Origin of the sequence: Kordiimonas sp. UBA4487, assembly GCF_002389025.1 — a bacterium.
Lineage (GTDB): Bacteria > Pseudomonadota > Alphaproteobacteria > Sphingomonadales > Kordiimonadaceae > Kordiimonas > Kordiimonas lacus.
The window spans coordinates 25,196-44,479 of sequence record NZ_DGNR01000014.1 but is presented as its reverse complement, the minus strand read 5'-3'; the positions used below and the strand labels follow the sequence as shown (position 1 = coordinate 44,479).

The window sequence follows — 19,284 nt, the reverse complement described above, 5'->3', positions numbered from 1 at the left end:
CGTTCCCCACCCAACGACTGATATATGCAAATATCTCCATTCGATCCTTAGATGGTGTACAGCCTTCACTAAGGTGTGGCAAGCACCTTTTGGTCTAGTCCCTGGCTAGGTCCTCCGGCAGTTTGCGACCACCGGTCCAGAACAGGTATCCTTTCACGATGGCGATGCATGTGCCAATCGTCAAGGCGGTTCTGAGGCCGTCTGCACCTGTGCGCGCGGCTTCGAAGTCACTGATGGCGCCAACCAGGACAGGTCCAAGGCCCATGCCGATCAGGTTCAGCACCAGGAACAGCACCGCGGAGGAAAGCGCCCGCATGCTGGGCGGCACCAATCGGTGGGTCACGGCGATTGAAGGCGCGAGATATAGCGTGGACAGGATCACCACGAGGAAATAAGTGCCAAGCATTACCTCTTTGCTGCTGGTGTGGTAGGTAACCAGCGCAAGTGGGATGGCTGTAACAGCCGTCATGCCCGGCAGCCAGAGATACCAGCGCGGATCTTTTGCGCCGAACCTGTCGGTTAGCGCACCGCCGAGGAACGTGCCGATCATACCGCCAATGCCAGTCACCAGGCCCAGTGTCAGGCCAATCTCGCTTGGGGAAATGCCGTGATAGCGGATCATGAAGCTGGGCATGAAATTGCTGGTGCCATAGCTGACAAACGCCGACATGGCACAGCCGAAGGCGATATAGGGGAAAGATTTCAGCTTGAACAGTATCTGGAAGGTTTCAACCAGGGAATAGCGTTTGTCACTGCCGGGTTTGTCATAGAGGCCGCGGGGCGGTTCCTGAACCGTCATGCGCAGGATAATGGCCAGCAGGACACCCGGGATGCCCACAATCATGAAGGTGGTACGCCAGTCGTAGGCTTCCTGCAGATAGCCGCCCGATGTGTAGCCAAGAAAAATGCCCAGATAGAGCCCTGCTGAATAGACGGCAAGCGCCGTTGACCGCTTGCCCGCCGTGAACATGTCAGAGATCATGGAGTGTGCCGGGGGGCTGCCGCCCGCTTCACCCACGCCTACGCCCATGCGGGCCAGCAACAACTGTGTGAAATTCTGCGCCATGCCGGACAGGGCGGTCATGCCGCTCCAGATCGCCAGCGCAATGGAGATAATATTGCGGCGGTTCATGCGGTCTGCCAGCCGGGCAATCGGCAGGCCAAGGACGGTATAGAAAATGGCGAATGAGAAACCCGACAACAGCCCTAGCTGCGTGTCGGACAGGCCAAGGTCATTCTTGATCGCTTCCTGCAGGATGACCAGGATCTGCCGGTCGATAAAGTTGAACGCATAAACAATTGTCAGAACCACCAGCGCATACGTGCGGGCTCGGTTCGACAGGCTGCCGACCGGCGGCGTCTCCACAGTGTCTTTCATATAACTCCCCTCGCTGCCTTGTTAACAGTCTGGCAGCTTGCGCCTTCCCAAACGCGTACAGAACAAGCTAGGCTGCTTTTGCCGTCCGGCAAGGGCGAAACGTTACGGAAACCTTGGGGGAGGCTGCGTGCCTTATGAAAACTGTCATCCTTCAGTCGCATACAGAAAATGCCCTGACGCCTTGGTTGCGCGGGTGCCTGTCATCGGTTGAGGCTTGGGCCGCGCGGGTGGGCGCCGATTACTGTTTTCTGGGGGACGAATTATTCAGCCATATCCCCCGGTGGGTGCAGGAGAAAGTCTCGCCGCAAACGGTGATCGCCACAGACCTGGCGCGCCTGCGCCTGATGCAGCGTGCCTTACGCGACGGCTATGACCGGGTAGTATGGCTGGACGCCGATATGCTGGTGTTCGCGCCTGAACGGTTTCAGCTGCCAGATGGCACTCACGCCGTGGGGCGCGAGGCGTGGGTGCAGCAAACACATGGCAGCCTGAAGGCCTACAAGAAGGTGCATAACGCCTTCTTGATGACGACAACGGACGATACCTTCCTGCCGTTTTATGCGGACGCGGCTGAACGCATGCTGGCGCGCGCCACGCCGCCGCTGGTGCCGCAGTTCATCGGCCCGAAACTTCTGACAGCGCTTCATAACATGACGGAACTTTGTGTCGAGGAACGGGCGGCTATGCTCAGCCCTCTGGCGCTTCGGGCCGTGCTGAACGGTGGCGGGAAGGCCTATGAGATGACGCTTGAGGGCCACACGGTGCCGCCCGCGGCCTTCAACCTGTCTGCCAGCTATTGCGGCCGGGCAAGCGACGGTGTGTGCAATACAGATGCAGACTATGCAGCTGTTATCGAAAAGCTGATGGCGCCCTAGGGGCGGTTACTCCGCGCGCTGGTCTATACGTTTGCGGAATTCGTCTGCGCTTTCTTTCCGTTCGGAGTAGCGGTCGACCATATAGTCCTTATTACCGCGTGTCAGCAGCGTGAATTTCACCAGTTCCTCCATCACATCCACAATGCGGTTATAGAAGGAAGAGGGCTTCATGCGGTCGTCATCGTCAAACTCGAGCCAGGCTTTCGGGACAGACGACTGGTTGGGAATGGTGATCATGCGCATCCAGCGGCCAATGACCCGCATCTGATTGACAGCATTGAAAGACTGGGACCCGCCACATACCTGCATCAGGGCCAGTGTCTTGCCCTGGGTGGGCCGCACCCCCTGAAGCGCAAGAGGAATCCAGTCTATCTGGGCCTTCATGATGCCAGTCATGGAGCCATGGCGTTCCGGGCTGCACCACACCATGCCTTCAGCCCAGGTCGCCAACTCGCGCAGTTCCAGCACCTTCGGGTGTGTGTCCTCCGCCGCATCCGGCAAGGGCAGGCCTGATGGGTCGAATATTTTTGTTTCACATCCGAAATGGTTAAGAATTCTGCCAGCTTCCATCACCGCGAGCCGACTGAAAGATCGTGACCGCAAAGAACCGTACAGCAGGAGGATGCGGGGTTTCTTGTTCTTATCTTCGAAGTGGAACAGCTGTTCGTCGTCAATCGGCTGCCAGCAATCCTGGTCGATATTCGGGGTGGTGTTGCCTGTCATGGGGGTACTTCCTTACTCGGCGGGTCTGTTTGGCCTTGCGGACAAGGAAAATGGCGCCAGCGGAGCGCCATTTTCAAACTCTATCATTGGCGAGGGCAGCCTAGTCTTCCTTGGCCTCAAGCATCACCTCAACAGCTTTTTCCAGCTGTTTGTCGACGCCTTTGGCAACGTCCTCAGGCAGGTTTTTCACTTTATGGTCAGGCTCGAGCTGCTGGTTCTCCAGATAATTGCCTTCCATGTCACGCTGGCCCACCTGTGGGATGCCGAACACGATATCGCCAGAATGCAGCACTTCCCACCAGACGGCGGTCATGGTGCCAGGCACCGGCATGCCGACAGTGTCGCCGATCTCCAGTGCCTTGTAGGTGTAAGGGAAGGCGTGGGCATCTGAATAGTTGCCTTCGCCCATCACCACGATGGATGGCTTGTACCACTGGTCAAGCGGGTCGCCTTCAAACTCTCGGCCCCGCACTTCCATCTTCAGGTACTGTTCGCCCGATAGCAGCTTGGCCAGGTCGTTATGCAGCCAGCCGCCACCGTTCCAGCGGGTGTCCACCACCACGCTATCCTTGTCGAAGTTGCGGCCCATCAGGTCTGAATAAACCTCGCGGTAGCTGGCGTCATTCATGCCGCGCACATGCACATAGCCAACCTTGCCGTCCGACAGGCTTTCTACAAGCGCCCGGCTCTTTTTCACCCAGCGCTCATACATCAGCTGACTTTCCGCGCCGCCGCTGATCGGCTTGATTACTTCGTCAAAGCGGGTGCCGTCGGCCTTCTCGAAGGTTACACGTGTGCGGTCGCCGGCCTTGTGGTTGAGTAGGGCATGGAGGTTTACGCCGCCCCCGAGTTCCGTGCCGTCAATGGCCACCAGCTTCATGCCGGCTTCCACGTCGCTTTTCGCCTTGTCGAACGGGCCTTTTTCCAGCACTTCTTCAACCAGAAGCGGGCCTTCTGGGGCTGAAAGGTCAAACAGCAGACCCAGGGACGCGGTATCATCGCCGCCATTACCGCCGATATAGTAGGCGCCGGTGTGGGACGCGTTCAGCTCACCCAGCATTTCTTCCATCATCCGGGCGAAATCGCGGTTGTTGCCAATGTTTTCAAGCTTGGCGCTATATTCCAGCTTCATGTCGGCCCAGTCCACACCGTGCAGGTCTGCGGTATAGAATTTGTCCTTCACCTGGCGCCAGATATGCTCGAAGAAATAGGCGCGCTCGGCCTTGCCGTCCAGCTCCATGCTGGCAGACAGGCTGACACCTTTCTTGGCCGCACCACCGCCGTTCAGCTCGAACTTCATGATCTGGCCGCCTGCCAGGACGAACAGGGTTTTCTCGTCCTTGGACAGTTCGATGGTCGCATTGTCGGCGTTCAGCTTGGACAGAAGCTTGGTCTCATGTTCGCGCAGGTCCTGCATCCAAAGGTCATAGCCGCCCTCGAACTGGGACAGGTAGTAAAGCTTGTCCGCGCCCTTCGTCAGCACCGCGTCAGCAAGGTTGGAGGAATGCACGGTCAGGCGCACCGTGCGGTCCTGCATGCCGTCCCATTCGATTTCAACCGACTTGGTTTCGTCTTTCTTTTCTTCTTTTTTGTCGGCGTCTTTATCGCTGGCCTTTTCACCTTCAGTCTTGTCACCTTCTGCCGCTTCTGCCGCTTCTGCCGCTTCTGCCGCTTCGGCCGCTTCCTTGGCCTTTTTCTCTTCTTCCTCTTTCTTCCTCTTGGCGTCTTCCTCCAGCTCTTTCATCAGCTGGTACTCTTCCTTCGACAGGCGGAAGCGGTCATAGGCGTCCTGGTTGAGGAAGCTTGCCATCACGTCAAACTCGCGGCCCCAGCTGCCGTGGTCGCGCTGGCCGTAGCGGCTTGAGAACCACAGAACCGCTTCGCCGCCGGCGTGCCACTTGGGCCCACCGTCCTGATAGCCCGACAGGCTGATATCCACAGGCGCTTTAGTGCCGTCCGCCGGCACGATCGCCACATTGGTGATGAAGATGCGCTTGCGGGCGATGAAATCGATCGTCAGCCACTTGCTGTCCGGCGACCAGTCAAAGGTGATATCACCGTCGGCGTAGGAATAGTTATGTTCCGGCCCGAGAACCTGAACAGCTTCACCAGATTCGATATCCAGAACCTTCAGGATATCGCGGCCAGACAGGAAGGCCACTTTCTTGCCGTCCGGCGAATATTTCGGCTGGAAGGCTTCATTATCGGCATCGAACAGGACTTTTTCGTCGATCAGGGTGCTGGCGAAGAAATATTTCTCGTCTTCATTGCGGATTTTGGCTTCCACCAGTTTCCATTTGCCGTCGCGTTCAGCAGCATACACCAGGCGGTCACCATCCGGGTGGAAATCGACGCTGCGTTCCTGGGTTGGGGTGCTGGTGATGCGTTTGGTTGTCTTGAATTCGGTGGAGGTGACGAATACCTCGCCGCGCGCGACGAAGGCAATCTCCTTGCCGTTCGGCGAAACAGTGAATTCACTGCCAGCGCGGGAGACGGACATGGTCTCTGTGTCTACGCCGTGGCCGTCCACATTGATGTTGATGTCCAGCGCCTTGGGCTTGCCCCTTTCGCCGCTGGTATACACCGTGCCGTGGTGCAGGAAGGCCAAGGTGCCGTCCTTGGCGCGGGTCAGCTCCCGCACCGGGTGTTTGGTGAATTTGGTAATCTGGTTCTGCTCGCCGCTCTTGAGGTCCCGCTTCCACACGTTGAAGGTGCTGTCGGCTTCTTCACTTGTGTAAAAGATCGCGTCGCCCTTGCCCCATAGAGGGTTATGGTCGCCGCCCACAAAGCTGGTCAGCTGTGTGTGCGTGCCTGCCTCACTGTCATACATCCAGATATCGCGGGCGAAGGCGCTGACGTCATGCTTTCTCAGGTCGCTTTCAAGCGCTTTCTCCTCACGGTACAGCAGCTTGCTGCCGTCCTTGTTCCACTGGGCTTCAAAGGCGGGTGTTGTCAGCTCCATCTTTGGTGTGCCGCCAGAGGTGGGCACGCTATAGAGCTCAGACAGGGCGCGGCGCGGGAAGCCGCTGCTGGCTGCACTGTCAGCGCGGGTGGAGCTGAAGGTCACGGCCTTGCCGTCTGGCGTGAAATCATGCGGGATGTCGTTGGCGCTGTGGAAGGTCAGGCGTTTGGCTTCGCCGCCTTCTGCCGGCATGACATAAATATCAAGGTTGCCGTTCCGGTCACTGGCGAAGGCGATCTGCTTGCCGTCGCGGGACCATACTGGGTGGCCGTCCCAGGCTGCGTTAACGGTCAATGGTACAGCCGTGCCGCCCTTCGAGGACACGCTGTAGATATCGCCCTTATAGGCCACCAGAACCGTGTCTCCATCTGGTGAGATGGCGGCATCCGTGAACCAGTCACTGTTGGGTGCCGCGGTGGCGGAAAGGCTGGTGCCGGCAAGAAGGCCCAGCACAAGTGCTGTCGTGTGTTTTTTGAACATGTGTTTCCCCCTTATGGAACGCGTTTGTTTTTATGGGGAGAAACTGTAGCGAAAAATGCCTGCGCGTCTAGTCTCAGCTGAAACTATTGGCCTAGAAAAGGCATAAAAAAGCCGCCCAAAGTTGAGCGGCTTTTCAGCATTATATCTTTGGTTTAATTGGCTGCAGCGTAGGCTTCCACCTGGGACCACACACGCATCAGGTTGCCGCCCAGGATCTTCTGGATGTCAGCTTCGGAATAGCCGCGCTTCAGAAGTCCTTCAATCAGGTTCGGGTAGGAGGCAACGTCCTTGAGGCCGGTCGGCAGGCTATCGCCCACGCCGTCATAATCCGATCCGATGCCCACAGCGTCCACACCCGCCAGCTTGACCACATGATCGATATGATTCAGCACATCTTCAAGGCTTGCGTAGGGGTAGGCGTTTTCGGCCCGGTACTGTTCGGTGAACTGGTCCTTGAGGTCCGTCGAATCTTCAAGTTCTTCGTCGGCCAGATATTCCAGATAGGCCTCGTCGCGCCCGGCGTTATAGACGTTGGCTTCTGCCGTCAGGAAGGCGGAGCCATAGTTGATCATGATCACGCCGCCTTTGGCTGCAAGCGCCTTGATCATCTCGTCCGACATGTTGCGTTCAAACCCAGGCGTGAAATGCCGTGCCGAGCTGTGGCTGGCAATCGGTGGTACGGCCGCGATTTCCATCACGTCACGGAAGGCGTCATCCGACACGTGGCTGATGTCCACCATGATGCCCAGCTCATTCATGCGCTTTACAGCCTGCTTGCCGAAGTCCGACAGGCCGTTCCATTTGCGCTCGGTGTCGTAGGACGAATCCGAGATATGGTTGGCCTTGGAATGCGCCAGCGTGATGTAGCGGATGCCGCGCTCGTAGAAATAATCCAGGTTGGCCAGGTCGCCCGAGATAGGTGAGCCGTTTTCCATACCCAGCGGCAGCGCGATGACGCCGTCTTTCATGGCCTGCTCCACGTCCGCAACCGTCTTGGCGATACGGAATTTGGTTGGGGCGGTTGCCACCATGCGCTCAACAATGCCGATCATTTCCTCGGCATGTTCCTTGGCGCGCGGCGTGCCGTCATAGCTGGCCGGCGTGTAGATGGACATGAAGGGGGCGTTTAGGCCGCCCATGACCGCGCGGGGATAATCGAAGTCACCCTCCTCAGTGGCCTTGGAGACATCTTCCCAGCCAGCGTCAAGGCGGTAGGGTACATCAATATGCGTATCGACGATCAGGGATTGCTGGGCGATGCGGTTGGCATCTGCGCTATAATCTTTCTGCTCTTCGACATTCTCGGAACAGGCGGCAATGGCCAGCATGGATGCGGCTGCGAATAAGGCTCTCACGTGTTAGCTCCCGACTTTTTATCTTTTTGTAAAATGAATTGCTTACGTGGCTAGCGCAGATTCATGGCGGCGGCAAGGCCGCCATGCGAAAATGATGTGGTGTCGGGGTTTTAGCCGATGATCGCGCTTGCCACCTGATAGGTGATGAAGGACGCGATATAAGCCAAGGCAAACAAGTACCCAAGCATGAAGAGCGGCCATTTCCAGCCTGCGGTTTCGCGGCGCGTGACGGCAATGGTGGACAGGCACTGGGGCGCGAAGATGAACCAGGCCATGAAAGAAAAGGCCGTTGGCAAACTCCAGTTGGCGGCGATGGCGGCGCGGACGCCCGCTTCGACCATTTCTTCGCTGCCGCCGATGGAATAAACGGTGCCAAGCGCTGAAATCGCAACCTCGCGCGCGGCCATGCCGGGCACGAGCGCGGCTGAGATTTCCCAGTTGAAGCCGATGGGCGCAAAAATTACCTCAAGCCAGCCGCCAATGATGCCGACAAGGCTGTAGCTGACGGGTGAGGCCGCACCTTCTGGTGCCGCAGGGAAGCTCGCCAGGAACCACAGCAAAATGGTGACGCTGAGGATGATCGTACCAGCCCGGCGCAGGAAGAGACGCGCACGCTCATAAAGGCCGGTCAGGACGTAAGCAAGGCGAGGTGTCTGGTATTTGGGCAGCTCCAACATGAAGGTGTGAGCCTTGCCCTTGGCGACAGTCCGTTTCAGCACCGCTGCAACAATCAGGGCCGCAATGATGCCAGCCAGGTAGAGTGTGAACATGACCACGCCCTGCAGGCCAACCCAATTACCGAACAATGTTGTATTCGGGATAACGGCGCCGATCAGCACAGTATATACCGGAATACGCGCCGAACATGTCATCAGGGGCGCGATCAGGATAGTGGTCAGCCGGTCCTTGGGGTCGGCAATGGTGCGCGCCGCCATGATGCCTGGAATGGCACAGGCGAAGGATGACAAGAGCGGGATGAAGGCCCGGCCGTTCAGGCCCACCGCCGCCATCAGCCGGTCCATCAGGAAGGCGGCACGCGCCATATAGCCCGTGCTTTCCAGCACCAGGATAAAGGCGAACAGAATCAGGATCTGCGGCAGGAACACGATAACCGCCCCCACACCTGCAAGGATGCCGTCCGACAGGAAACTGAGCAGCCAGCCTTCCGGCAGAAGGTCATTCACGCCCGTCTGCAGGTAGGCGATGCCGTCTTCGATCCAGGTCATCGGCGCTTCGGCCCATGAGAAAACGGCCTGGAACATCAGGAATAATATGGCCAGCAGAATGACGGGGCCTGCAACAGGGTGCAGCAGCACATTGTCCAGCACCCGGGTGGTCTTGTGGCCGATGCCTTCGCTCAGGGTCACATCCTTGGCAATCTTCCGGGCTGCACGCTGATAGTCGCGTACACTGGCGCCGAAATAAAGCGTGCTGGGCGCACCCATCTGAAGCGCTTCGATGGTTTTTTCCTTGAGGTCCTGCAGGCCTTTCTTGCGTACGGCCACAGTTTCAACCACAGGCACACCCAGCTTGTGGGCCAGGGCGCTTGCGTCAATGTTGATCCGCTCCCGCGCGGCAAGGTCTGTCATATTGAGTGCGATCACCATCGGCACGCCAAGCGCCCGAAGTTCGATCACGAACCGAAGGTGCTGCGCCAGATTGGTGGCGTCGACCACGCACAGGATGGCGTCCGGGCGGCGCTCGGCCTTGAAAGTGCCCTTCAGAACATCAGTGGTAACAGCTTCATCCGGGCTGCGGGGCGTCATGGAATAGGTGCCGGGCAGGTCGACAAGTTCGATATGATCGTTGCCAAGCAAGGGTCCCGTGCGGCGTTCGACAGTCGCGCCGGGATAGTTGGCCACTTTCTGCCTCAGTCCCGTAAGGGCATTGAACAGGGCAGATTTGCCGCAATTGGGGTTGCCGACAACTGCGACAAGCGATGGGCTACTCATACAAGCTGGACCTTGACAATATTGGCTTCACGGCGGCGTAGGGCCACAGTCATGCGACCGATCCGGACAGCAATGGGGTCACGGCCGATCAGGCTTTGATGCAGGACCTCCACCTCGAGGTCTTCCGCAAAACCCATCTCGCGCAGGCGGTCTGCTGTGTCGGGGTCAATGTCAGGAATATCGGTGGTGTCGAAGGCGATGACATGGCCGAACATGCCGGGCTTCATTGTCCCAAGCGCCACGAGCGCGTCTGCCGCACCGGTCGCTTCGCCTTCAATTTTCTGTTCCTGATTCATGGGCCACGCGCACCTTGAAATTGTTAAAAATGAGAATGGTTCTTAATATTGGTTGGCTCTTAGCATGGAAGTCAAGCACGAACAAGCAGGAACGAAACTCTTGGGGCTGGCAATTTGCCGCAGTATGATGAGCGGAAAGGGAGATTTTATGCAGGCAGGCTATCCTTCAAGCTGGTATGCCCATTCTGTGGGCGCCCACGACGACTATTCAGCGCTTTCCGGCAGCCAACAGGCAGACGTGTGTATCATTGGCGGTGGCTTCACCGGCCTGTCGGCGGCCTGTACCCTCATGGAGGCCGGCAAGACTGTGATCCTTCTTGAGGCGCATCAGGTGGGCTGGGGCGCTTCGGGGCGCAATGGCGGGCAGATGATCCGCGGGTTTGTAGGCCAGGAAAAGCTGGCCAGGCGGTTTGGGGAAGAAGGCGCCAAGGCCGTGGATGCCATGATGTGGGCGGGGCATGACCTGATCCGTCGCCGCATCGATGATTATGGCATCAACTGTGATCTGACACCCGGCTGGCTTGAGGTGGCGTCCACGCCCCGGCAGTTGGCCTCGCTCTATCATCACTATAATGAGATGGAGACCAAATTCCCGGACCGGGGCTGGCATTTCATGGGGGGTGATGAGCTCAGGGCTACCATGGGGGGTGACCAGTTCCTGGGTGGGCTCTTGAGTATGTCGGACGGGCATTTGCACCCTTTGAAGCTGTGTGTCGGGCTGGCGCATGGCGCAGCTTCAAAAGGCGCGAGCATTCATGAACACAGCCCGGTTACGGGGATTGAGCCGGGGCCCCGTGTGCGTGTCATGACAGCAGACGGTGACGTAACGGCCGACCATCTGCTGTTGGCGGCCAATGTGCACCACCAGCTGCCGATCCGGGAGCTGACGGGCACCTCGAGCGCTGCCGCAAGCTATATGATGGCCACTGAACCGCTGGATAGCGCCCTTCTGGATGAGCTGAACCCCAAGCGCTATGCCATCTGCGACACCAAGAAGGTTTGCGACTATTTCCGTATGTCGTCAGATGGGCGTGTGCTGTTTGGCGGGCGGGTGAATTATTCGGGACGCAAGCCGAAATCCGTGCAGGCCAAATTGCTGCCGCGGCTTCTTAAAATCTGGCCACAGCTTGAGGGCGTTAAGATCACCCACGAATGGGGCGGAAGATTGGGCGTGCCTTACGGGCAGGTGCCGCTGATTGGCCGGGTGGGCGACAATATCTGGTTTGGGGCAGGCTATACTGGCCACGGCGTGAATATGGGGAATCTGGCGGGGGATATGCTGGGGCAGGCGATCGCGGGAACCAGCACCCAGCATTTTGATCTATTCGCGAAAATGCCCAAACGGCGGGTGCCGTTCGGGCATTTGTCCTGTGCACGCTGGCTGGGCCAGCAGGCGGTCTCGTTGGCCGTCTTCTATTATTGGCTGAAAGACAGGCTCTAGGTATCAGCCCAGCATGGCGCGGAGCATCCAGCACGCTTTCTCATGGACCGTCAGGCGGTCTGTCAGCAGGCCTGCAGTTACTTCATCACCCGCGTCGGCGGCTTTGCCGATAAGGGGACGGATGCGGTCAGCCACAATCTGGTTGGCGTCCACAAGGGCACGCACCATATCTTCGGCCTGTGCATTTTCATCGCCTTCGCTGATGGTGCCAAGTTCCATATAGGCAGACATGCGGCCGGGTGCTTTCTCGCCCAGTGTCCGGATGCGTTCTGCGATCTCGTCAATCGCGGCGGCCAGTTCCGTATACTGGGTTTCGGTCAGCGTATGCACCGCCTGGAACAGGGGGCCGGTCACGTTCCAGTGGACGTTCTGTGTCAGCACATAAAGCTGCACCGTTTCAGCCAAAACCGGCTTCAGGGCTACGGCCATCTTCTGTTGGTCAGTCTGTGCAAAGCTAGTCATAAAATCCTCCGTTGCTTTGATGAATTATATATAGCGCAGCAGTGCTACAGTGTGAAATTGATTAAATGTGACATTTTAATCGATTTTATCGATTATTTTGGTCCTGCTTTTTCATGTTGCCACAGGCGCCAGCTGTAGAAGATGACATAAAAGGTTATGGGTAGGATTGTGCCCAGTAAAAGGGCTGCCAGATAAGGCCCGGGGACAAAGAAGGATCCCAGGAAAATCAAGCCTCCTGCCACTATGAAAAGTTTGGCTGCGCGCCGGTGCGTTTTCCGCCATACTGTGTCGCTTGATAGCGTCCAAGGAGTGCGTACACCAATGAAGAAATTCGACTTCAGCTTGCTCATATAGTTTCCCATGACTGCGATCAGTACACCGACGGCCGCAATAACGCTATTGGGGCCAATGGGGTCGTACCCGAAAGCACCTGCAACGATGGCCGACTGGGCGACGGTCATCACACCCACGGTGCCTAATATTATGGCATGGATGGCTTTCCGGGACTTGGTGATATTGTCCTTCCGTGGCTCCAGCAGGGGCAGGGCAGCGAAAATCAGCATGATAAGAACCTGGATGCCCGGCAACAGGAAGAAGGCAAAGGCGGGCTCTGCCCAATTGTCGACTTCGCCGTATATGTTCCAGTGCACGGGCACCTGGGTTTCGGGCTCTGTTAAAAGAAAGGCGATCACGCCGGAGGACAGGGTCAAGGCAACCAGCGCCCATGCGAATTTGAATTTCACCAACGTCATTTGATGCTCCCTTTTTTGTCTTTTCCGAAAACCTCGGCCACCAGCGCCAGCATCTCCTCCACCACACTCGTATTCAGGCTGTATGTGATGGTGGTTCCGCTACGCTCGGTCGTTACGAGATCCGCCGCCTTGAGAACATTGAAATGCCCCGAAAGTGTCGACTTTCCGACCTCAAGCTGGTCAGAAATCTCGCCCGCTGTCATGTCTCGGGCTTTCAGCATTGTCAGGATTTGTCGCCTGACTGGCGACGACAATGCGTGAAATACATCTGCCATGCTAGGTCCTTATTTCTGTATTTCGCTAAATACCGAAATAAGGACTGACAAAGAAAAAGTCAAGTGTCTGCCTTAGACCAATTTCAGTAGGACCGCGCCAAAGGCAATCAGCGGCACAGCAAGCCAGCGGCGTCGGCTGATAGGCTCCTTCAGCCACCAGGCACCGATCAACAGTGCGAACAGGATGCTGGTTTCGCGGATTGCTGCGACTTCACCAAGTGAGCCAATACTGTAGGCATAAAGTGCAATCGCGTAACCGCCCTGCGCGATGATGCCGGCAGTCATGCTGGTGCGCCAGCCCTTTCCGGCTGCCTTCAAAATCTGAGGCCCTTGGTGGAGGGCAGAATAGGTCAGGAATATTGGGGCGAAGGCGAGTGATGACCAGATGATGTAAGTCAGCGGCTCGGGTGCGACACGCACGGCCAGGCCGTCTACAATAGTGTAGCTGGCGATCATCGCGCCAGTCAGTAGGGCGAAAAAGAAGCCGTTTTCACGGGCAGTGCCGCCTGTGGTCGCCTTGCCCGTTGAGGTGCTGATGAAAATGCCAATGGCAAGGATTATCACCGCGCCCACCTCAATGAGTGACATTTCCCCTTCCAGGAACAGATAGCTGAAGATGGCCACCAGCGTTGGTCCCATGCCGCGGGCAATGGGGTAAATGAAGGTCAACGCGCCCATCTCCAGCGCCTTTGTGAGCGCCAGTTGGTATATCAGGTGAATGCTGAAGGAAGCCAAAAGCCAGGGCCACAGGTCAGGTGGCGGCAACGGCGCCAGTGGTACAAGGGGCAGGAACAGAAGCCCGGTGAACCCAGAGATGCCCACCATTGCAGCCTTCTTGTCTTCAGCGCGCTTCAGGACTGCGTTCCAGACCGCATGCATGCAGGCCGATACCAGGATCAGGATCGTGGCCAGTGTGTTGTCTGTGAGTGTGCTGTCCGGAAAAGTGATAGTGCGATTACCTCAGTTTGCTACAGGCATCCTGGATGCGGCTGCAGGCTTCCTTGAGGGCTTCGTTTGACGTGGCGTAGGATACGCGGACGTGGGGGCTGAGGCCGAAGGCCGCACCATGCACGGCCGCAACGCCGAAGTCTTCAAGGATATAGGTGACGAAGTCTTCGTCTGTTTCCAGCCGTTTGCCGGACGGCGTGGTCTTGCCCATGCAGCCCGCGACACTTGGGTAGACATAAAAGGCGCCTTCTGGCGTCGGGCAACTGATGCCTTCTGCCGCGTTTAGCATCTCAACGACAAAGTCGCGCCGTTCCTGGAATTTGCCCGCGCGGATAGGCAGGAGGCCCTGATCGCCCGTGAGCGCCGCGACTGTCGCGGCTTGGCTGATGGAACAGGGGTTTGATGTGCTCTGGCTTTGAACCTTGGCCATGGCCTTGATCAGCTTCGCGTCGCCGCCCGCATATCCAATGCGCCAGCCGGTCATGGCATAGGCTTTGGCCACGCCGTTCATCGTTAGCGTGCGGTGGGCGATCGCGGGCACTGCCTGCGCTATGGTTTTGAAGTTGAAACCGTCATAGACGATGTGCTCATAGATATCGTCCGCGAACACCCAGACATGTTCATGGCGCTCGAGCACTGCCCCGAGTGCCTTAATCTCAGCTTCCGTATAAGCCGCGCCCGAGGGGTTCGATGGCGAATTGAAAATCAGCCATTTCGTTTTTGGTGTGATGGCGGTCTCAAGCATTTCGGGCGTCATTTTGAAATTTGTATCGATCGATGTGTGCACAAACACGGGCGTGCCGCCCGCAAGCTGCACGATATCAGGATAGCTGACCCAATAAGGTGTCGGGATCACCACTTCGTCGCCCGGGTTCAGCGTTGCCATCATGGCGTTATAGACCGTGTGCTTGCCGCCCGAGTTCACTGTGATCTGGTCCGGCGTGAACTGAAGGCCGTTCTCGCGCTTGAATTTCTCAATCACCGCGGCCTTGCATTCAGGCGTGCCGTCGACCGCCGTATATTTGGTCTGGCCCTCCCAGATGGCCTTGATCGCCGCTTCCTTGATATGGTCCGGCGTATCGAAATCCGGCTCACCTGCACCCAGGCCAATCACGTCCTTGCCGGCGGCCTTCAACTCGCGAGCCTTGGTGGACACGGCGATGGTGGGGCTTGGGTTGATGCGGTCGAGCGTCTTGGACAGGAAGGTCATGGATATTCTCTGTGTGGCGGCTGCGTGACAGCAGCGGGAACGGTTCCTGCACACATTATGGTGAAGGGGTAGGGCCCGCAACGGTTAGTTGGTCTGGCAAACGAATTGTCGTCCGGTGCTCAAGAAATTGTTGGCGCAAGAGGGCTGGACGATACGTTTGAAAAGGCGCACCGTTCGTTGTCATCAAGTTATCCGCAGGAGCTGGTTCCGTGTCCATCTATGCCTACCTTTCCTTCGCAGGTGCGATGTTCTTCCTGGCGCTGTCGCCGGGCCCGGGGTTGGCCGCGATTGTGTCGCGTACGCTCAGCGCAGGGCAGGCGGCCGGTTTCCGCATGGTTGTTGGCGTGGTGCTGGTGGACTTCCTGTTTCTTGCGCTAGCAATGGCTGGCCTGTCAGCGGTTGCGACCTTGATGGGGCCTTTCTTCATGTTGGTGAAATATGCTGCGGCTGGATATCTGGTGTGGCTTGGCATCAAAGCCTGGCGTACCGCGGGCGCACCTGTCATGGCGGTGAAAGACAAGGCGGCATCGGGCCACAGGGATGTAATGCTGGGCGCGTTGGTCACCCTGGGTAACCCGAAGGCGATCATTTTCTATAGCGCGCTGTTGCCTACCTTCTTTGATGTAGCGCATATGGACCTGACGGCCTATGTGATTTGCTGCCTGATCATTGCGCCTGTGATGTTTGCTGTATGCGGCGGCTATATTCTGGCGGCCAATCGGTCGCGCCTCTTGTTCCAGGACAGGGCGCGCAAGCGTCTGCTGGATCGTGGCATCGGGTCCGTGTTGATGGGGTCGGGAATCCTTGTAGCCACCCGGTGAAAAGAAGGCGGATAGCGCACCAGGCCTGGGATAAGGCCGGCCCAAGGCTGGCGCGCTATTGTCCTCAGAACGGGCAAACCATAGCGACATGATCTGGCCCAGCCGACCCGGACAAGGGTTTGGGGAGAGGAGATCGTCCGGGCGAAGGTGGAAGGCGGCCAGGTGGTTTGGTAGGTCCCAGCCGCCCTCCGAGGGACAAGGTATAATCCTTGTATTCCTTAGAAGCTTGCGCTGATGCCAGCAACAACACCCGCGCTGCCGATGCCGGATACATTGGTGTCAACGTAGGTGACAGACAGCGAGAATTGCTCGAACGCATATGATACGCCTAGGTTCCAGTCCCACTTGTCGTTGCCGAAGGCGCCGTCTTCATAAGCGACATGGCCGGCGAGCGAGAATGGCGTTTCCCCAAGCGGCATGCTGCCGTCCAGATAGAGATAGATGTTGTCGGTGCCGCCTACATTGTCCTGGTCCCAGACATAGGCTGCGCCCGCTGTCCAACTGACAGTTTCCTGGATGGTGCCACCAACCGAGCCATACAGTTCTACATAATAGGTGTCGGATGAGCCTGGGTAGGTATAGGCAAGCACACCAATGTCTGTGGAAAGGTCACCGATCTGGCTGGCGTAACCTGCGTAGATATCAAGCTCAAGCTCGGAGCCGGCATAACTCTCGATCGAGCTGCCCCAGGTGCCGATGTAGAAGCCGCTTTCGTGGCTTACGTCGAAGCCGCCCTGGAATGCCATATCTTTGTCAGACAACGACAGGCCACGAAAACGGTAGTCGGTCACGAGCGCCGCATTGGCGGAAAGCGAGAAGGCGGACGCGCTGTCTTGTGCGGAAGCGGCTGGGGCTACAGCCGCGCCAGCGAGCAGGGTGGCGCCAAGAAAAAGTGATTTTTTCACAGTCAAAAATGATTTAGTGGGCATGGTTTCCTCCGATAATAAATCTGTGTTTTTTGATCCATTCGAAGGCCTAAACAGCAAACTGTGTGCCAATTTGTAATATTCTTATAAAACAGCGGGAATCTGGGATATTTTCTGTTTCATTTGTAACGGAATGCGACATCAAATGATGAAAATATGTCCAATGATTAAAAAATAGACAGGTTGTAGTCACGAAATTGTGCAGCTCCGGGCTTGAAAACAAACCGTGAACAAGGCAGTCTGCCCCAAGTCGAGTCTTTGATATGCGGAGCCCACCATGATTCCTGACGGCGCCAATGTGCCTTTCGTTCCCCACAGGCCGGAACGCCCGGAGAAATCCGAGGCGGGCATTGCCTTCGAACTGGTGAGCGAATTTACGCCGTCAGGAGACCAGCCCACGGCTATCAAGGAGCTGGTTAGCGGTATCGCCGACAAGGAGCGCGACCAGGTGCTTCTGGGGGTTACGGGCTCTGGCAAGACCTACACCATGGCTAAAATCATTGAACAGACCCAGCGCCCGGCACTGATCCTGGCGCCCAACAAGACGCTGGCGGCCCAGCTCTATGGCGAGTTCAAAAGCTTCTTCCCCAATAACGCGGTGGAATATTTCGTTTCCTACTATGATTATTACCAGCCGGAAGCTTACGTGCCGCGCACCGACACGTTCGTGGAGAAGGAAGCCACGATCAACGAACAGATCGACCGCATGCGCCACTCGGCCACGCGTGCTATTTTGGAGCGCGACGATGTGATCATCGTGGCGTCCGTCAGCTGCATATACGGTATCGGGTCTGTTGAGACCTACACGGCCATGACCTTCGCGCTGAAGGCGGGCACGGAAGTGGATCAGCGCGAATTGCTGCGCCGCCTTGTGGCCATGCAATATACCCGCAATGACGCCGCCTTCCAGCGCGGCACCTTCCGGGTACGCGGCGACGTGATCGACATCTTCCCAAGCCACTATGAAGACCGGGCCTGGCGTTTGATGATGTTCGGCGATGAGATCGAGGAAATCGTGGAGTTCGATCCGCTGACGGGTGAGAAGGTGCGCACGCTCGACATGGTGAAAATCTATGCCAACAGCCACTATGTGACGCCGCGGCCAACGCTTGACCAGGCGATCAAGCATATCAAGGCGGAGTTGACGGAGCGGCTCAAGTGGTATGAAGACCGGGGCCGGATTCTTGAGAGCCAGCGGCTGGAGCAGCGCACCCGTTTTGACCTTGAGATGATGGAAGCCACCGGCGCCTGCGCGGGCATTGAAAACTACAGCCGGTATCTGACGGGCCGCCGCCCGGGCGATCCGCCTCCAACCCTGTTTGAATATATCCCCGAAAACGCGCTGTTGTTCGTGGACGAAAGCCACGTCAGCGTCAGCCAGATTGGCGGCATGAGCCGGGGCGACGCCAAGCGTAAATCCACGCTGGCGGACTATGGCTTCCGGCTGCCGTCCTGCATGGACAACCGCCCGCTGAAGTTCGAGGAATGGGACGCCATGCGCCCGCAGACGGTTTATGTGTCCGCCACCCCGGGCGACTGGGAGATGGAGCGCACGGGCGGCGTGTTCACCGAACAGGTCATTCGCCCCACGGGCCTGATCGACCCCGAGATTGACATCCGCCCGGTTGAAACCCAGGTGGATGACCTGATGCACGAGGCGCGCAGGCAGGCCGAAAAGGGTATGCGCGTGCTGGTCACCACGCTGACGAAGCGCATGGCCGAGGACCTGACGGAATATCTGCACGAGAATGGCGTGAAGGTGCGCTACATGCATTCGGACATCGACACACTGGAGCGGATCGAGATCATCCGCGATCTCAGGCTTGGCGCCTTTGACGTGCTGGTGGGTATCAACCTGCTGCGCGAGGGTCTGGATATCCCCGAATGTGGGCTTGTGGCCATATTGGACGCGGACAAGGAAGGTTTCCTCCGGTCAGAGCGATCGCTGGTGCAGACCATTGGGCGGGCGGCACGGAACGTGGAGGGCCGCGTGATCCTGTACGCTGACAAGATCACCCGTTCGATGAAGGCTGCGATTGACGAGACCGACCGCAGGCGCGCCAAACAGCTGGCCTATAACGAGGCACATGGCATCACCCCGCAGACGGTGAAGAAGAACATCGGTGATTCGATGGCTGACGTGTCGGCGGGCGATTATGTCACTGTGGATATCGGCGGCGACGCCCAGCATCTGGTGGGCTCGAACCTCAAGAAGCATCTGGAGGACCTCACAGCCAAAATGCGCACGGCTGCAGAGAATCTGGAGTTCGAGGAAGCTGCAAGATTGCGCGACGAAATCCGCAAGCTGGAGGCGGGCGAGCTGGGGATTTCAGATCCGCGCGTCAAGCCCAGGGGGCGCGCCACCGGCGGCCGCCCCGGCACGCGCACCAAAAAGGCCAAGTCCACACCGAAGCTTTACTAGGGGGCG

At 57.8% G+C, this 19,284-nt stretch carries 16 protein-coding genes; 4 read left to right on the top strand and 12 right to left on the bottom strand.

What is annotated here, in order from left to right; translation table 11 throughout:
* Positions 1 to 94: 94 nt before the first annotated feature.
* Positions 95 to 1,378 carry a spinster family MFS transporter gene (locus B3Z17_RS15325; protein WP_286830675.1) on the bottom strand — a complete coding sequence of 428 codons (1,284 nt, stop codon included), beginning with the start codon at positions 1,376 to 1,378 and terminating at the stop codon, positions 95 to 97.
* A gap of 134 nt (positions 1,379 to 1,512) precedes the next feature.
* Here B3Z17_RS15325 and B3Z17_RS15320 point away from each other — a divergent pair, with 134 nt between their 5' ends.
* Entirely contained in the window at positions 1,513 to 2,253 is a 741-nt protein-coding gene (locus B3Z17_RS15320) for a hypothetical protein (RefSeq protein ID WP_286830674.1), read from the top strand.
* Between the two features lie 6 nt (positions 2,254 to 2,259).
* On the opposite strand, the gene arsH is transcribed toward B3Z17_RS15320, so the two are convergent.
* The 5 genes from arsH to B3Z17_RS15295 all read right to left on the bottom strand — a co-directional run bounded on the left by arsH (position 2,260) and on the right by B3Z17_RS15295 (position 10,021).
* A complete protein-coding gene (arsH, locus tag B3Z17_RS15315; protein WP_286830673.1) occupies positions 2,260 to 2,976 on the bottom strand; it encodes an arsenical resistance protein ArsH in 717 nt (238 codons plus the stop codon).
* A 100-nt stretch (positions 2,977 to 3,076) separates the two neighbouring features.
* Positions 3,077 to 6,418 (bottom strand): S41 family peptidase, encoded by a 3,342-nt coding sequence (locus tag B3Z17_RS15310; RefSeq protein ID WP_286830672.1) that lies wholly within the window; start codon positions 6,416 to 6,418, stop codon positions 3,077 to 3,079.
* A 152-nt stretch (positions 6,419 to 6,570) separates the two neighbouring features.
* The gene (locus B3Z17_RS15305) at positions 6,571 to 7,746 is read right to left on the bottom strand and encodes a dipeptidase (RefSeq protein ID WP_349680335.1); all 1,176 of its coding nucleotides are present in this window, start codon (positions 7,744 to 7,746) and stop codon (positions 6,571 to 6,573) included.
* Between the two features lie 137 nt (positions 7,747 to 7,883).
* Positions 7,884 to 9,725, bottom strand: a complete 1,842-nt coding sequence (feoB, locus tag B3Z17_RS15300; protein WP_068307509.1) for a ferrous iron transporter B — start codon at positions 9,723 to 9,725, stop codon at positions 7,884 to 7,886.
* A complete protein-coding gene (locus B3Z17_RS15295; RefSeq protein ID WP_074519421.1) occupies positions 9,722 to 10,021 on the bottom strand; it encodes a FeoA family protein in 300 nt (99 codons plus the stop codon). The genes feoB and B3Z17_RS15295 overlap by 4 nt, the downstream gene beginning before the upstream one ends.
* Before the next feature lie 148 nt (positions 10,022 to 10,169).
* Between B3Z17_RS15295 and B3Z17_RS15290 the strand changes: the two genes are divergently transcribed.
* Complete coding sequence (locus B3Z17_RS15290; protein WP_286830670.1) at positions 10,170 to 11,462, top strand: NAD(P)/FAD-dependent oxidoreductase; 1,293 nt, start codon at positions 10,170 to 10,172, stop codon at positions 11,460 to 11,462.
* Positions 11,463 to 11,465: 3 nt separating this feature from the next.
* Here B3Z17_RS15290 and B3Z17_RS15285 read toward each other — a convergent pair whose 3' ends face one another.
* The 5 genes from B3Z17_RS15285 to B3Z17_RS15265 all read right to left on the bottom strand — a co-directional run bounded on the left by B3Z17_RS15285 (position 11,466) and on the right by B3Z17_RS15265 (position 15,109).
* On the bottom strand, positions 11,466 to 11,924 hold the full coding sequence (locus B3Z17_RS15285; RefSeq protein WP_286830669.1) for a Dps family protein: 459 nt from the start codon (positions 11,922 to 11,924) through the stop codon (positions 11,466 to 11,468).
* Positions 11,925 to 12,016: 92 nt separating this feature from the next.
* Positions 12,017 to 12,676: an SdpI family protein gene (locus B3Z17_RS15280; RefSeq protein ID WP_286830668.1), complete on the bottom strand. Its 660-nt coding sequence runs from the start codon at positions 12,674 to 12,676 to the stop codon at positions 12,017 to 12,019.
* On the bottom strand, positions 12,673 to 12,951 hold the full coding sequence (locus tag B3Z17_RS15275) for an autorepressor SdpR family transcription factor (protein WP_068307498.1): 279 nt from the start codon (positions 12,949 to 12,951) through the stop codon (positions 12,673 to 12,675). The genes B3Z17_RS15280 and B3Z17_RS15275 overlap by 4 nt, the downstream gene beginning before the upstream one ends.
* A gap of 72 nt (positions 12,952 to 13,023) precedes the next feature.
* On the bottom strand, positions 13,024 to 13,830 hold the full coding sequence (locus B3Z17_RS15270) for an EamA family transporter (protein WP_286830667.1): 807 nt from the start codon (positions 13,828 to 13,830) through the stop codon (positions 13,024 to 13,026).
* Positions 13,831 to 13,906: 76 nt separating this feature from the next.
* The gene (locus B3Z17_RS15265; RefSeq protein ID WP_286830666.1) at positions 13,907 to 15,109 is read right to left on the bottom strand and encodes a pyridoxal phosphate-dependent aminotransferase; all 1,203 of its coding nucleotides are present in this window, start codon (positions 15,107 to 15,109) and stop codon (positions 13,907 to 13,909) included.
* Positions 15,110 to 15,318: 209 nt separating this feature from the next.
* On the opposite strand from B3Z17_RS15265, the gene B3Z17_RS15260 reads away from it, so the two are divergent.
* Positions 15,319 to 15,930 (top strand): LysE family translocator, encoded by a 612-nt coding sequence (locus B3Z17_RS15260; RefSeq protein WP_286830665.1) that lies wholly within the window; start codon positions 15,319 to 15,321, stop codon positions 15,928 to 15,930.
* A 218-nt stretch (positions 15,931 to 16,148) separates the two neighbouring features.
* Here the strand turns inward: B3Z17_RS15260 and B3Z17_RS15255 are convergent, their stop codons facing one another.
* Positions 16,149 to 16,859 carry a TorF family putative porin gene (locus B3Z17_RS15255; RefSeq protein WP_286830664.1) on the bottom strand — a complete coding sequence of 237 codons (711 nt, stop codon included), beginning with the start codon at positions 16,857 to 16,859 and terminating at the stop codon, positions 16,149 to 16,151.
* 274 nt (positions 16,860 to 17,133) lie between these two features.
* Between B3Z17_RS15255 and uvrB the strand changes: the two genes are divergently transcribed.
* Positions 17,134 to 19,278 (top strand): excinuclease ABC subunit UvrB, encoded by a 2,145-nt coding sequence (uvrB, locus tag B3Z17_RS15250; protein WP_286830663.1) that lies wholly within the window; start codon positions 17,134 to 17,136, stop codon positions 19,276 to 19,278.
* The last annotated feature ends 6 nt before the right edge of the window (positions 19,279 to 19,284 follow it).